Annotated in this window: 16 protein-coding genes and 1 other RNA gene; all 17 read right to left on the reverse strand. The window is 59.8% G+C overall.

Translation table 11 applies throughout. The features are described 5' to 3' along the window. Positions 1–701 precede the first annotated feature (701 nt). Positions 702–2,030, reverse strand: a complete 1,329-nt coding sequence (locus ABJK70_RS11325; protein ID WP_347258030.1) for a DUF935 family protein — start codon at positions 2,028–2,030, stop codon at positions 702–704. Between the two features lie 78 nt (positions 2,031–2,108). Beyond that, positions 2,109–3,782 carry a phage tail tape measure protein gene (locus tag ABJK70_RS11330; RefSeq protein WP_347258031.1) on the reverse strand — a complete coding sequence of 558 codons (1,674 nt, stop codon included), beginning with the start codon at positions 3,780–3,782 and terminating at the stop codon, positions 2,109–2,111. Between the two features lie 114 nt (positions 3,783–3,896). Next, positions 3,897–4,388, reverse strand: a complete 492-nt coding sequence (locus ABJK70_RS11335; RefSeq protein ID WP_347258032.1) for a hypothetical protein — start codon at positions 4,386–4,388, stop codon at positions 3,897–3,899. After that, entirely contained in the window at positions 4,385–4,654 is a 270-nt protein-coding gene (locus tag ABJK70_RS11340) for a hypothetical protein (protein WP_347258033.1), read from the reverse strand. Before ABJK70_RS11340 ends, ABJK70_RS11335 begins: the two co-directional genes overlap by 4 nt. 148 nt (positions 4,655–4,802) lie before the next feature. Beyond that, positions 4,803–5,759 carry a hypothetical protein gene (locus ABJK70_RS11345; RefSeq protein WP_347258034.1) on the reverse strand — a complete coding sequence of 319 codons (957 nt, stop codon included), beginning with the start codon at positions 5,757–5,759 and terminating at the stop codon, positions 4,803–4,805. Beyond that, complete coding sequence (locus ABJK70_RS11350) at positions 5,756–6,301, reverse strand: Mor transcription activator family protein (protein ID WP_347258035.1); 546 nt, start codon at positions 6,299–6,301, stop codon at positions 5,756–5,758. Before ABJK70_RS11350 ends, ABJK70_RS11345 begins: the two co-directional genes overlap by 4 nt. A gap of 140 nt (positions 6,302–6,441) precedes the next feature. Next, a complete protein-coding gene (locus ABJK70_RS11355; RefSeq protein ID WP_347258036.1) occupies positions 6,442–6,624 on the reverse strand; it encodes a hypothetical protein in 183 nt (60 codons plus the stop codon). Positions 6,625–6,654: 30 nt separating this feature from the next. Continuing rightward, positions 6,655–6,720, reverse strand: an RNA gene (locus ABJK70_RS11360) — hammerhead ribozyme type II. An 18-nt stretch (positions 6,721–6,738) separates the two neighbouring features. After that, positions 6,739–6,990 (reverse strand): hypothetical protein, encoded by a 252-nt coding sequence (locus ABJK70_RS11365; RefSeq protein WP_347258037.1) that lies wholly within the window; start codon positions 6,988–6,990, stop codon positions 6,739–6,741. Beyond that, a complete protein-coding gene (locus ABJK70_RS11370; RefSeq protein WP_347258038.1) occupies positions 6,987–7,271 on the reverse strand; it encodes a hypothetical protein in 285 nt (94 codons plus the stop codon). The genes ABJK70_RS11365 and ABJK70_RS11370 overlap by 4 nt, the downstream gene beginning before the upstream one ends. 8 nt (positions 7,272–7,279) lie before the next feature. Beyond that, positions 7,280–7,690, reverse strand: a complete 411-nt coding sequence (locus ABJK70_RS11375) for a regulatory protein GemA (protein ID WP_347258039.1) — start codon at positions 7,688–7,690, stop codon at positions 7,280–7,282. Positions 7,691–7,861: 171 nt separating this feature from the next. Further along, positions 7,862–9,049: an AAA family ATPase gene (locus ABJK70_RS11380; RefSeq protein ID WP_347258040.1), complete on the reverse strand. Its 1,188-nt coding sequence runs from the start codon at positions 9,047–9,049 to the stop codon at positions 7,862–7,864. A 10-nt stretch (positions 9,050–9,059) separates the two neighbouring features. After that, entirely contained in the window at positions 9,060–10,781 is a 1,722-nt protein-coding gene (locus ABJK70_RS11385; RefSeq protein ID WP_347258041.1) for a hypothetical protein, read from the reverse strand. 8 nt (positions 10,782–10,789) lie between these two features. Further along, a complete protein-coding gene (locus ABJK70_RS11390; RefSeq protein WP_347258042.1) occupies positions 10,790–11,815 on the reverse strand; it encodes a hypothetical protein in 1,026 nt (341 codons plus the stop codon). 205 nt (positions 11,816–12,020) lie between these two features. Continuing rightward, positions 12,021–12,347, reverse strand: coding sequence for a hypothetical protein (locus ABJK70_RS11395; RefSeq protein WP_347258043.1), 327 nt, complete (start codon positions 12,345–12,347; stop codon positions 12,021–12,023). Continuing rightward, positions 12,348–12,719 carry a hypothetical protein gene (locus ABJK70_RS11400; protein ID WP_347258044.1) on the reverse strand — a complete coding sequence of 124 codons (372 nt, stop codon included), beginning with the start codon at positions 12,717–12,719 and terminating at the stop codon, positions 12,348–12,350. It abuts the gene before it with no gap. After that, positions 12,712–12,914: hypothetical protein (locus ABJK70_RS11405; RefSeq protein ID WP_347258045.1), on the reverse strand; the 203-nt coding region annotated here is incomplete at its 5' end. The genes ABJK70_RS11405 and ABJK70_RS11400, both read right to left, overlap by 8 nt.

The raw sequence follows: 12,914 nt of genomic DNA on the forward strand, positions 1-12,914 counted from the left end.
CCGGCTGTTTCGCATCACGAGGCGGGAAAAAATTTGCTGGCTAAAGCGTTTTTCACCGTAGTTTAGCGGTAAGAATCGGGAAATTCGTAGGTCGGCAATCCTTTGCCGACACATTGGGTCGGCGAGGAGCTTTGTCGGAAGGGTCGCGACTAAAGCGACCGTTTGCGATTGGGAAGGGATTGGCGACCTACCGCACTCAGGGCTTCCCGATCCGCCAAGCCGATCGGCACATCGCCCCATTACCCGCCTTTGACACGCATCGAGCGGCTTCGTATCACGAGGCAGGCAAAAATGTTGACGGCCAACGGCAGGTCTTGCTCAGTCCAAACCCAGAAACGGATAAGTCCGCAATTGCTCGCGCGTCCACAGCGAAAGCCCGCCTCGCTGTATGGAAACGCGAAAACTTTGCGGTCAGAACGCGAAAACTCCATTTTTGATTTTCTCATATCTTGAGAAGTTGCCTTCACAGGGTGAAGCGTTAAATTCCCCTAAAACGTCCTCACCGCTCCCCGTAACGGCCCGTAACGTCGCTTAATTTGAGACTGGTTCACGCCAAAAAAGGGCCAGACGGTGCGTGCCTGGCCCAAGCTTAAACCGGTGCGAGCCTACGCACTGCACACCGGTTTCCCGTCCTCTCTTAAGAGCTGTTACTTGTCGCTGGCTAGGCCGCCGCGAGAAAACTAAAGCGCCGACTTCTCCCGTTACGGGACAGCAATTTCAATTGTGTCGAGTTCGTCGCCCTTGGCCAGATCCGTCGTGGTTCGGTTCCGCTCGACGCCGGCACGCAACCGGCCGGCGAGACTCCCGGCGCTGGGCGCCGGCTTGACCTCCTCCCACTCGCCCCCGTAAATCTCCTTCACTTCGGCCAACGTGGGCCGGTAACCCAGGGCGAACACATTTTTATGCGTCTCGCTGAGGGCCTTCAAATCCGGCTTGTTATTGACGCGGCGCCACACGCGCGGCACGGCCGCGCCGGGGTAATTCCAATCGGTCAGCCACGTCGCGACGGTCTGGGAAAAGGACTGATTGATGAGGTCCGCGTCGGCCTTGATCAGATCCTCCAGGACGTCCATCAGGTTGTCGCCCTTGTACTGCCCGCCGTGGCCCTCGGTACTGAAACTTTGGCCCAGGATGATCTTGGCGATGGTCGCGTTCATCCGGTCCCAGAAGGCCACATAGTCGGCGCCGGACGTCCTGGTCGCTTCCAGGAGTTCGATCATCATGCCCTCGGGGATGGTGATGCCGCTGTCCTGGTGTATGGCGCGGACCGCGGCCAAGAGCTTTTTCTTATCGTCCGGATTGGCACCCGACGGGTATTTCCCGACCGCGGTCGGCATGCCGAACTTTTCCAGATAGACCAGCCAAAATTTCGTAACGTTACGCTTAAACCACACTGGCCAATACAGCCAGTGCGCGAGCCCGCGGCCATAGGGCTCGTCGTCGTCCGTCGCCCCGGTGGCGAACGCCCAGAACTTCCGCGGCGGCAGCGGTTCCCCACGCGGCTGGCGCGTGGTTAAGAGCTTCAGCGATCCGTCCGGCCCAAAGGCGAACCGGCGCCGATTTTTCACCTTCAAGGCGTCCAGCATGATGGTCGAACCGTCGGTCGCCCACAGGCATTCGGCGACGCCGTAGCCGTAGAAGACGCCCATCAGCATCTTCTGCGTGGCTTTGTCCCAGGCCACATGGTTGAGCACGTCCTCCACCAGCGCCGCGGCTTTCTTGTCCGCGCGCGACGAGCCGCCCGGCTCGACGTACCATTCCTTGGAAATCAGCCCGAGCTGGCGCTGATCGAAACAGAGTTTCACCTGATCGTCGGAATAGAGTTGCTCGTAGAGTTCGAGAGTCCCGCCGCCTTTCGCCATCAGCACCGGATCGCTGTTCGGCAACAGGTCCAGGTTGTCCACGTAGCCGCGGGCGATGTCGCGCCCGTCTTCAGTCGTGGCGATTTCTTCGAGTAGGGGCGGGCCGCTGTCCGCCTGGGCTAAATTCACCGGGAAGGACCGGCTGGAAAATCGATCAAAAAAGCCCATAACGCCCACCTCTTTAAAAGCCAAGAATTTCACACACCCTTGTCGAACCAGAAAACCACGGAAAGGCTTTCCCCATCTTCAAAAGCGCCTTGCTTCGCGGCTGTTGACCTTGTTCACCTCGGCCACGATGTTGCCGCCCTTGACGTCGACGGTCACCGCGACGTTAACCTCTTTGCTCAAAACGGCGTCCAGCGCATCCGAGATCGGCTTGGCGATTGCGCTATCGATCCAATCCATGATTGGCGTGTCTTGAAACGCCCGATTGAGGCCGTAGCCCGCCCCAAAGCCCGCCCCTGCCGAAGTGAGAGCCGCGGCAGTGGTCGCTGTCAGTGCTCCGGCACCGAACATCGGCAGAGTGGACAAGGATTGGCCGCCGAGCATCCCCAGCATGGGCGCTTGCCCCAAACCCCAGCGCAGTGCGGCTAGGCCCAACTGGGGCAGGGCTTTCTTCAGTAGCCACTTGCCGCCAAAGAATCCGGCGGTGAGCATTGCCGCCGCCGTCCCCGGATGCTCTACGGCGGTATCGGCCACCGCCGCCGCCTTGTCCCCGTGCTGCTCGGCGAACTCGGTCGCTTTACTGACGCCCTCGGCGGTCTTCGTGACGGCTTTCTGCGCGGGCTCGCTCAACTCCGCTTTCTCCGCCGCGATTTGCGCCGCCTTGATCTTGCCGAAGTTGCTTTGCTTCATTTCGTCGAGATCGCGGCCGATCGCGTCGTTCCGGGCGGCCTCCTCGCCCGCTTTCATCTCGGCGCCGATCGTATCCGCGTCCTGCATCAGCTGGCGCCAGAACTTGGCGCTTTCCTGATCGGCAAAGCCGGCCTTGGCCAGCTTGAAAGGATCGGTCAAGCCTTTCTTTTTCATGGCGCGGGCCAAATCAAGCATCCCTTCAACGCCGCCCTCGCCGTAGAACTGGCCCTTGGGCGCGTACTTCGTGACATCGATGCCGAACTTCTTAAGTCCTTTGACGTAGTGCGCGGAGGTAATGTGGGACAGCCCCTGCTGGATCAGCGTGGCCACTTGGCTCGGCTCGGTGGCCGGGGCTTGCTTCATGATCGACTGGGTCAAGGCGCCAACAAAGTTGAGCCCCCGCTCGCCCCCAATGCCCACCGCCTGCATGGCGTTGAGATAGACCGGCGCCAGGGCCGCCATGGACTTCGCTTCGAAGCGGCCGGCGTTGCCGTGGTAATAGAGCATGTTGTGCGCCGCGGACATCCGTTCCGGCGCGACCTTGAACTTGTCCTGAATGTCGAAATCCATGTTGGCGATGTCTTCCACCGTGGCCCTCATGACCGTGGCGGCGCGGCTCGCTTCCTCGATGGAGGCCCGGATTTGCTCGAACTTCATGCCGGCTCGGGCATAGGCTTTCTCGCCCTGGAGGATGTCCGACGGCAATTGCAAGTTCGGCAGGCTCGCCTCCAATGCCTTTTGCCGCATTTCCGCCGCTTGCGGTACAGTCATGCCGGCGTTCTGCTTCATTTCTAGGATGCCCCGCTCGAAGTCGAGGCTGGTGCGGAACGTCTCGCGAACCACACTCAAGCTGGCGATAGTCGCCGCCAGCTTGGCCAGGGTGGAAAAGCCCGAGTTGAGCTGATTCGTTTCGGCGCCCAGCCGGCGAATCTGCGCCCGCATGTTGCCGAACGTCCGATCGCCGGCCGAGCCGAACCGGCGCACGCTGGCGGCGGTCTGGTTAAGCCCCCGGCTGGCGTCGTCGCGGTACTTGATGATTAGCTTGGTTTCAAGATCCCTTCTCATGCGGGATGCCTTTTCGTTTCCGGATGCTTACGTAGCGTTTCGTCCCGCCTTCGGCCCTTGGGGCGGGCTGCTCGGCCAGCCCCAAGGCCAGGAAAGCGAGCCATTCGCCGCGGGTCAGCTCGACGGCGGGGCGGCCAAAGTAACAATAAGCCTTTTCAGCGTGTCGAAACTTAAATCGTTCAAAGTCGCTGTCTCGGGCGTTTTTTTTACCGCCTCCAGGAGTTTCTGGAATTCGGCCTCGCCGAGATTCCCCTCGGATGGCGCATAGGTCTTTTCGTGCTCCAGGTAGGCCGCGACTAGGGCGCTTTTCTGGGAGCGTGTCAAAGCCTTCCGCAAAGCTTCGGCCGTCTGGAACAGCCGCTCGCCGGTGTCGGGATCGACCACGGCGCGGGCCAGAAACTGCGAGGTTTGCTCGTGCTCGAAAAGCTCGGCGCTCGACACCGACACCTCGATCTTCCGGGCTTTCATCGCTTCTTCGGCGGCGACGCCGGCTTCGAGATAGTCCTGATCGGTCAAGAGCCTCAGGCCGACGATAACGTCATCCGCGAGATTCACCCGGCGGATCGCCGAACGGCCGGCCTTGAGGCGGGTTAGAAGATCGGTCATGAAAGTCTCCTGTCGTTTACCGTGATTTCTACGTGTAGACGGACTTCGGGTTGAACCGCCTGGACAAACCGCTCGCAGATCGCCAAGAGGTTCGGCTGCTCCGCCGTCAATCGCATCCGGGCCGCCAATCGGTCGGCGTGCGCCATGAGCGCCCGCGTCGCGATGGGTGTAGGTTCGGCGGCCAAGCGCTGGAGGGTGCGGCTGCCGGGGGACAGCACCGTATGGCGCCGGGCGGATTGGATCAGCTTCAGTGTTTCGTTCTTCATAATCAGGCTCGATGAATGATGGATGACGGGTGAACACCCAAAAGGCTTGCGAAATGGCGCGGGACCGTCATCGGTTCCCGGCGGGCCATATTAGTCCCTCAGCCCTTCCCCTATGGCTCGCCTCTCTCGGCGGAAGGACGGGACCCAGTTACAATTTGACGCCGGCCGCCCGGAGTTCGGCCTCGACGTCAACACGCGCCTGAGCAAAGCCGTCGCGATCGGCTTGGGCGCTGTAGAACGAGCGGTAGCCGTAGCGGTCCGGCTTTTCGGGGAACGCCTTCGCGCGAAGGCAAGGTAGCGTCAGATCAGGCACGGAGGGCATCATCAACGCCAGATCCGCGCCCGAAAGGAGCCAATCGAAGGCGATGACCCGCCGGTACGCCCGAATCAAGCCATCGCCCGCGTCCCGGTAGGCTTTAGCGGCGTCTTCCGCCGCGCCGCGAAGATAATCGAGCTCCTTGGTGCGAAGCGCCGTCTTCGCCTGCTTGAGCCGGTCCTCGGCGGCTGGCAGCCGTTGCCGCAAGACCTCCACGGCGGCGGCCCGATCGGCCCGTTCGGTGGCTTCTCGCTGTGCGGCCGGTTCGAGCGCCGCGATTTGATCGTCCAACGCCCGGACCTCCTCATCGGCGGCTTCGCCCAGCACCACGCCGGCCGCCGCAGTCTTGCGCCGCTCACGGAGTGCGTTAAGGTCCGCCGTGGCTTGTTCGCCGTCGGGCGCCGAGAGTTCGGCGATTTTCGCCTGGAGCGCGTCGACCTCCTGCTGCGCTGTATCGACGGCGGCCCTGGCCTTTTGGATCTCTTTCTGAGTCGTACCGTGGTACGTCCTGGCTAGCTCGATTTCGAGATTTTGCAGCCGGCCGAGCTCGGCGTTCGCTTGAGTCCGGCGGGCATAGGCGTCGTCCGTCGCCTTAAGCACCTGTTTGAGTTCCTCTTCGAGCGCCGCTATTCGGCCGGCGAATTGTTCTTCATTATGCAGACCCTTCAGGCTCTGAAGCCTTAAGTCGATCTCGGTTGCCTTCCGCTTGAACGCCTCCTCCTGTTCCACCAGGGAATCATGTTCGGCTTGAAGGGCGGCAATGCGGTCTTGGAGTTCTTCGCGTGTCATGGGTCGGTTACCTTTTTTGTGGCAGTTGAGAAGTCGGAGTTTTTGATTGGGTCGGGCGGGTTCTGGTGGTCGTGAGCCAGTGCGGCCGGGTTATCGGATTCTTGGCGAAGACGGGCGGCATTAAGATCCGCTTTGAGAGCGGCTACTTGAATCTTGCTAATCGCTCTCTCGGTGAGCCGATACTTCAGCGCCAGCTCGCGAACGCTCATTCCTTGAGCCCGGTCTTTCAGGACGGCCCGATTGCGGGCTTCCCGAATCAGCTTGTCAAACTGCGGAATATCGAAATGCGGCAGACCGCCGAATCCGGTGGACAAGGCGCAGGCGTTCTCGAAACCTACCAGTTCGGCCAAAGGATGATCCGGTTTCATGCGCTTGGGCACATAGAGCCGGACCCCGCCATACGCCCGTGCGATCTTTACGGCGTTTTCGGGGCCGACCAGGAAAGCGATTTCCTGAAGCACGCGCGGCAGCTGTTCAACATCGAGCACCACTTCGGACTGAAGCTCGACTTCGACTTTCTGAAAGCAGGTGGGACAAAACAAAAGCGTTCTCCGCCGTGGCTCTTTCGGGATGAAATTGTTCCCCTGAAAGGTGGGCGGATTAAGGGAGAAGGGGTTCGGGGGCGGGGGATTCGTCGGCCGCCGGAATACGGTTTTGCCGTGGATGGCAGCTCCCGATAGGCTCAGAGCGGGATGACATCAGCGACCACTTCGCTGACTTTGGTCTTGCCGTCCGGAATACAAGAATAACTCAATGAGGCCGCCTGCTTCCTGGCGCCGGCCTCGGTCTTGAAGCGCTTCCTGCCTATTTTAGTGGTCTCCGTCCCCGCGACGAAATCACGTTGAGTAATTCTGACCGCATACATTGGAACGCCCCTTACTCGAAAACAGGTCTAAATCGGCTGCTCATCAGGCCCAAGGCGCCGCCCTTGGGCGACCGGGGCTAGGCCCCGGTTTCGCTTGTTTCTCCGCTCCTCGGCCTATTCAGTATGCTCGGCCGGGGCTCTGGCGTTATTAAGCTTGGTTTCCAGCTCCCCGCCCAATTCCGCCATCATGTCCAGCATGTGAGCCACGAACTCCAGTAGATCGGCCATCGGGGACGGCCCGCCACATTGTTCTAATGCGTCTTCGAGGACTCGCGAGGCGCCGGCTGTCAAGCTTCGAAGCTTCTGCACTTCCCAACGCGTTTCTCTTGTTAGGTCGCTGTAGTACGCCTTGATTTGTTCGCTCATAGTCCCGCCCTCCGGATCTCTTCGGTCAAGCGGGTGGTCGCTTCGTCCAGCCGCGCCAGAAGCGCGACCGATTTTTCGTGCGTCACGTTTACCAGGTCGGCAATCCGATCCTTCAATTCCAGATCCTCGATGGTTTTATCCTGGTTATGAAGGATCAGCGCGCCGGCCGCCCAAGAGAGCGAGCGAATCTGCATGAGGTCCAATTGCGCCTCGTCGATGAGTTCACACAGGCGGCGTACCGTGAGCCCCGTCCCCAAGTCTTTATTGATATCGTGAGTCATAATTCTGCCTACTTTTTTCGTTGGTCCATCGCTTTCAGCGCCTCGATGACGCTGCCGGCCGCTTTGACCGACAGGAAGCGCGGGTGCGATACATGGAAGAAGCGTTCTAGCCAGTGCGAAAAACCTTGGTCGGTGTCGTGGTCAAACGCCTTTGGTCTCAGATCGCCAATGAAATCTAGCTGCTTTTGCGTGGCGTAGCCGGGGCGCTGACCGAAGTTGACACGGTTCGGTTTCCGCGGCGTCCGATACCCAAGCGCCTCGAACCATTCCAGAACCTTTTCAAACCCTGTCTGGTCGAGATCCTTCGCAGAGCGCACGCCAGCCACTCGAAATAGGGTGTCCCGGTATTCGTCCTCACCGAAGCCGGCTTGCTGTTTGAGCACGTGGAGAACGGCGATTTGCCTCTTGGTGATCGGCATCGTTTTTTTTCCGATGGATTGATCGGCATCAAGCGCCACACAGCCGCGCCCACGCCCGTCGCCCTCGCCAGAGTCCGAATTCCCCGAAAACGTGGCTGTAACACCTGTTATAAACCGTTTTACCCGCCCTTCCGGGTAGAGGCCAGGATCACAATTGCGCCTTGGCATGGCCTAAACCCTCAGCACGTGGTCGGCCGACACTTTCAAGGCGCCGTCCAAATAGGCTTCGCGCATGGCGCCCACGGCGTAGATGCCGACCAGTTGAGGCGTCTGCGCCTGCTCGGTTAAGACCTCAACCGCGCCGGGCGCGAAAACCTCATCCAGGGCGGCGCCGACCTTGCGGAAGCGCCAGGCGAGATACTCCGGCAGGGTCGCGGCTAGTCGTCCGAGATCTACCAAGTGGGCTCGCTCGGCGAACTCCCGGATATCCGGGTTCCCCTCGATCTCCCAACGGAGCCCCCAGGACCGTCCGCCGGCATCCTTGCCGCCAGTGCCCACCAACAGAATGCCGATCTCGCGGAAGATCAGGCCGGAATCCCAGAGGCGCTTAAGCGCAACGAACAACTCGGTACGAAGATCGTGCGCCTCATCGATCACCAGGAGAGGGTGTTCGCCGCGCTCCATTGCCGTGGTCAATAGCCGCTTGGCCAACCGGTCGCGCTGGAGGACCGATCGCGGGATGCGCATGCCGCCCCCGAGCTGATCGACGATCGCCAGGGTCAGCATGTCGCCGTGCATGGCCCGGCGGTCCAGACGGTCGGGCATGATGATTTCTGCCTTGCCGCTGGCGATCATTTCGCCCAGCACATGGCGCAGCAACGTCGATTTACCCGCGCCGTAGTCGCCGGTGAGCACCATCATGCCCCGGTTCTCTGCGGTCCGCTGGATCAGGTGCTTGACGTATTCCAAGTGGTTGTTCAGCCAGATCTCCCGGTGATCGGCCAGGTCGAAAAACGGATCGTCGGACAGGCTGAAATGCCGGAGATGTTCCGGTTCCAAGGTTGCTTTAGTTTTATTCATCATGGCAGTAGAATCTCCCCGCTGAGTTGTTCGCGGCAATTGATTGATACTCGGCACGGACCCGCTTGCGCCAATCTTGGGCGGATGGGCGTTGGCGGGTCCACTCTCCGATTGCGGTAACCAGGCGCTTTCGGCATCCATTCCAGCCGTCCTTAACACCTGGTTGATCGCCTGTTTGTACGCATCCCCATTGCGCTTTGGCAGCACACCGTGATTGCAGGTCTGGTTCAGCAGACTCCTGGAGCAGCTGTAACCCTGCTCCGCCATCAACCGCGTGAATTGAACTTGGCCGCCCAATTGCTGGACGTAGGTCTTGAGTCGAAGGGATTGATCGGTCATTGCCTCGCTCCTAGCCGGCCCGCTGAATCGTACGAACTGCGCGTCCCTCGCTCTGATTTCCCGTCCAAGCGGATCTAGCCTTTTCCAGGATGACGTCAAACTCCTCGGCTGTTACCGATTCCTTGCCGCCCAGCCAGTTCAGTACCTGCTGATTCTGCAAGGGCGTCAAACGGTCCAGACCGAGCTTTTCCCGCAGCCGTTTCGGCACTTCAACCGCGCGGATCGGCGGAACCTTGGGGGCGTCCGTGGACACGATGGGCGTGCCGCGCTTCGGGATGAAATGTTGCTTCGGCACTAGATGCCCGGTCGGCTTGGGTTCGAAGCCCCGCAGCCGGGTTGCCTTGTCTTCGCGCTCGTGGGTGTTGCGAACCCGTTGGGCCGGGGTGTCGGCATGGCGCTTGTATTCGTCAGCGCCGAAGACCGGCGCATCGGAATCGAAGCCGTGCTCATTCTTCCGGATCAGCCGGCAGGGGACCATTTCGCCGTCATCGGTCCAGACGTTCAGTTCATCCACCTGCCAGGGGTTATAGTCATAATTGACCTTGCGGCCCTTGAGGGCAGGCGCATAGAGCTGGAACACTCGGCCATCCACCGTGATACGCAAGCGCTCGTCCGGAACCCGCGTGCCGGGGCTGCACGTGGCCAGGGTGTGGCAGTGTTCCCGAGGGGGCAGGATACGCAGCTGCGCTTGGGTGATTTCCATCCATTTGGCGCAACGGGTCCGGCCGTGCCGGGCGTGCTCCTTGGTTGCGTTGAGGTTGATCATGCGGTCGTGCGCCCGGGCGCGCAGATCGTCCAGATCATCGGCCAACTTGAGCAGCAATTCCCACTCGAAACGGCGCTCCCAATAGCCGTGGATCACTTCCACCGCACCGCTGGCCCGGCTGTTGCCGGGGGCGTGGACGTACAGCTCGACGCCGAGCTTTTCCGTCAACGCCTTGACTTCGTGGCTGGTGTTGGCCGCGCCCGGATCGAGCCCCAGCATTTTCGGAACGCCGTGGAACGGGTAGCGATCGCTGTAGGGCTTGATGCTCCAGGCGTCGATCAGGAAGTTCAGCAAATCGGCCGTGTTCTCGCCTGCGGCATAGGTGTAGTCCACGTAGAACATGCCGCTGCAATGGTCCACCAACAGCCAGCGAATCAGGACTTTCCGCACCTCGCGCCAGTAGCCGGGCTTGTTCTTGTAAAACGCCTTTTGCATATCCCGAGGCACCATTTTTTTACTGCCCCGCAAGTCCCACTGGACGCAGACCGAGGCATCCACAAAATGGATGTGGTTCGGGTGTAATGACGCCATTTCGATGGCCGGTCCATCGGCGATCAGTAGGTGGTGACTAAGACCGCGCTCGCGGAGCAATCGATTCAAGGTCTGCGGGCACATATTGCGGAACTCCTCGTAGCCATTAAGGACTAGCTGCTCGATCAGGTCTTCGGTACACGTCAGGCGCTTGCCGGTCTTGGGCCGAGTGCTGGCGATAACCACGCGAACGGCGAATTCCAGCTTTTCCTCATCAATCCCCGGAATACGAATCAGCCCCTTATCCGCTCGGGTCTTGCGGCCGGAGCGCCAGCCGTAAGTCTGCGCCACCTTATAGACGCGGCTCGCTGACCACCCCCAAGGGGGCGCCGTGTACTTCGCGATGACGGCTTTCCTTTGGTTTCCACCCTGCGCTAGCTTGTGGGCGATTTCTAGCCCTACCTCGGGCTTAATATCAGTGTGTGTTCGCGGCATGGCACACCTCAGCTCAGCGCTCTGACGGGAAGATCCCGCTCCAGGCGCTCGGTCACCTTGTCCAATTCGGCACGAGCTTCCATGACATCGCTGTCGCCAACAGCGCCATCCCACAAGTCTGGATACTTATGCATTAGGTCCGTGCGCAGCTTTCGGGCATAAACCTCGAAATACTCGACCAAGTGCACCATCTTGACCCGGACCGTTACACTGGCCTGATCCAGCCGGACAAGCTCCACGGCGCCGACAATGGCTTTGTAATCCCTCTCCAGTTCCTGGATGCGACGCAAGGCGGCGAGTTCGGCCTCGTCGGGCGGCAATTCGGTGCGCTTGAGGTCTTCGAGCGTTGCTCTCAGTTCGGCGAGCTTCGCGTCTTTCTTCGAAATGTCCTCCGCCTTCTCCTCCAGCTGGTGCTTTTGCCTCTGGACGGTCTTCTCCAAGGATTCCTTCTCCTTGGCGTGCTTGGTGGATAATTGGTCGATCAGGTCGAGGATCGCGTCCTTATCGACTGCGTGCGCTTCGACCGCTTCAGCGATGGCTTTCCTGTCATCGTCGGGAAGTTTTCGAATCTGGCGAAAGTCCCGCGTAGTCAAGCCAATCTGCTGTAAAGTCCTATGCGCATCCTCGCCAATAGCCTGTTTGTTCTTCGCCCATTCGTCGAACGTGCTCGCCGATGTCCCACACAGACGGCAGAACCCCTCCCAAGTCCCGGCGTCGAAGACTGCCCCGTCGAACCCAGTAAACGTCTTCCCCTTAAGTAATCGATATTGCTTGGATTCATGGATGCTTTCGAGCAGCGTAAAGACTGCATAATCGGAGAATTTTCGATGCACGTTCGCCATTTGAACGCGGCCGACCAGTTGGTTCAGATCGTCCCTATCCTCGATATACCCGGCCCGGTCGAAATCCTGCTGGGCGGTCGCTAGACTTAACTCCTGAGCCATCGTTGTCTCGCTCTTTGCTGTTTCGAGCCTTTGCCGACGGGCATTCATATCGGCGGCCACGCTCTCAATTAGTGATTCTTGTTCTGTCATTCGATTAACTCCTCGCGTACCTAATGCGTTCGCGGACCAAAATAGGCAGCGCCCCAAAATCTAAGACGTCGGATAATTTTTCCGACCGGCATGACATGCTAAGCAATTGATTTTTAGGCATATTTGAAAAACTCTAAACCCAAAATCTCCGACAAATCGAGAATTTTTGGGATCACGCTCGAATCGTTGAGCGAGTTGAACGTGCTCATGCGCGCAATTCCTCTCCGGCGATGTCCAGGTACTCTTTCTCCAGGCTGTGCACCTGCCGCAACATGTGCCGCTTGTGGCTATGAGCGATCCGCAGCAGCTTTTCGCTGCTAATCCGCCATTGCACCGCCTTGCGTCCGGGGATGGGCACGTCGACAACCCAGCCCAACGTCTTCCAGGTCTGCAAGATCCGGTAAATCGTGGGGAGGGGGATCTGCGTCATTTCTACGATTTGCAGCTCGGTCTTGCCCTTAAAGTCGTCTTCAAACAGGCATTCCAGGACCTTTCCCGATCGGATAAGGGTCTTGTTGCAGGCTTCGGACATTTAAGATTTCTCCTCTTGTAACTTGGAAATTTTTTGCAGGTAGCGATGCACCGAACTCTTGCTAGGCGATCGCTCTAGCCCGAACTTCCGGATGCATAAATCCACGATTTTCTTCAGGCTCTGGTATTCCGTGAGCCCGGTGATAAACGCGAGAATCTCAGGATCACTCTCGATTTTGCTTACCCCTCCTACAGGACTGCGAATCGCGACCGGACACGGCGCCCAGGGCCGACTCAAACCCTCATCATCCCGTGTGATGGAAGCCTTTAATATGCGCTGCTGCACCTCCGTCAGTACCTGGAGCGCCTGTTGGGTTGACAAGGCCGCCAGTTGCGCCGCAATCCGGTCGGCCAATCCCGTTCCGTTACTCATCGGTGGCCTCCTCGAAGACATCCATTTGGGGCGCGGCGCGCCGCTCGACTTCCGCCCGGTGCCACGCCAGCTCCTCTAGCACGCCGGTCAGCGCTGCAACGGTTTCATCCACTGGCGTCTTCCCTTCGTAGTGCCGCAGCAGTACCGATACGGCTTCGGCGAATGAGGCTTGAAGGCTGTTAATGTCACGCCCCG

The sequence above is a fragment of the Methylocaldum sp. genome, assembly GCF_039794385.1.
Lineage (GTDB): Bacteria > Pseudomonadota > Gammaproteobacteria > Methylococcales > Methylococcaceae > Methylocaldum.

What these genes read in the sequence shown, in the direction of transcription:
- ABJK70_RS11380 (WP_347258040.1), bottom strand. Translation starts at nt 9,049, where the DNA reads ATGACCGATCAATCCCTTCGACTCAAGACCTACGTCCAGCAATTGGGC.
- ABJK70_RS11325 (WP_347258030.1), bottom strand. Translation starts at nt 2,030, where the DNA reads ATGGGCTTTTTTGATCGATTTTCCAGCCGGTCCTTCCCGGTGAATTTA.
- ABJK70_RS11370 (WP_347258038.1), bottom strand. Translation starts at nt 7,271, where the DNA reads ATGACTCACGATATCAATAAAGACTTGGGGACGGGGCTCACGGTACGC.
- ABJK70_RS11345 (WP_347258034.1), bottom strand. Translation starts at nt 5,759, where the DNA reads ATGACACGCGAAGAACTCCAAGACCGCATTGCCGCCCTTCAAGCCGAA.
- ABJK70_RS11375 (WP_347258039.1), bottom strand. Translation starts at nt 7,690, where the DNA reads ATGCCGATCACCAAGAGGCAAATCGCCGTTCTCCACGTGCTCAAACAG.
- ABJK70_RS11400 (WP_347258044.1), bottom strand. Translation starts at nt 12,719, where the DNA reads ATGAGTAACGGAACGGGATTGGCCGACCGGATTGCGGCGCAACTGGCG.
- ABJK70_RS11365 (WP_347258037.1), bottom strand. Translation starts at nt 6,990, where the DNA reads ATGAGCGAACAAATCAAGGCGTACTACAGCGACCTAACAAGAGAAACG.
- ABJK70_RS11385 (WP_347258041.1), bottom strand. Translation starts at nt 10,781, where the DNA reads ATGCCGCGAACACACACTGATATTAAGCCCGAGGTAGGGCTAGAAATC.
- ABJK70_RS11335 (WP_347258032.1), bottom strand. Translation starts at nt 4,388, where the DNA reads ATGACCGATCTTCTAACCCGCCTCAAGGCCGGCCGTTCGGCGATCCGC.
- ABJK70_RS11390 (WP_347258042.1), bottom strand. Translation starts at nt 11,815, where the DNA reads ATGACAGAACAAGAATCACTAATTGAGAGCGTGGCCGCCGATATGAAT.
- ABJK70_RS11330 (WP_347258031.1), bottom strand. Translation starts at nt 3,782, where the DNA reads ATGAGAAGGGATCTTGAAACCAAGCTAATCATCAAGTACCGCGACGAC.
- ABJK70_RS11340 (WP_347258033.1), bottom strand. Translation starts at nt 4,654, where the DNA reads ATGAAGAACGAAACACTGAAGCTGATCCAATCCGCCCGGCGCCATACG.
- ABJK70_RS11355 (WP_347258036.1), bottom strand. Translation starts at nt 6,624, where the DNA reads ATGTATGCGGTCAGAATTACTCAACGTGATTTCGTCGCGGGGACGGAG.
- ABJK70_RS11395 (WP_347258043.1), bottom strand. Translation starts at nt 12,347, where the DNA reads ATGTCCGAAGCCTGCAACAAGACCCTTATCCGATCGGGAAAGGTCCTG.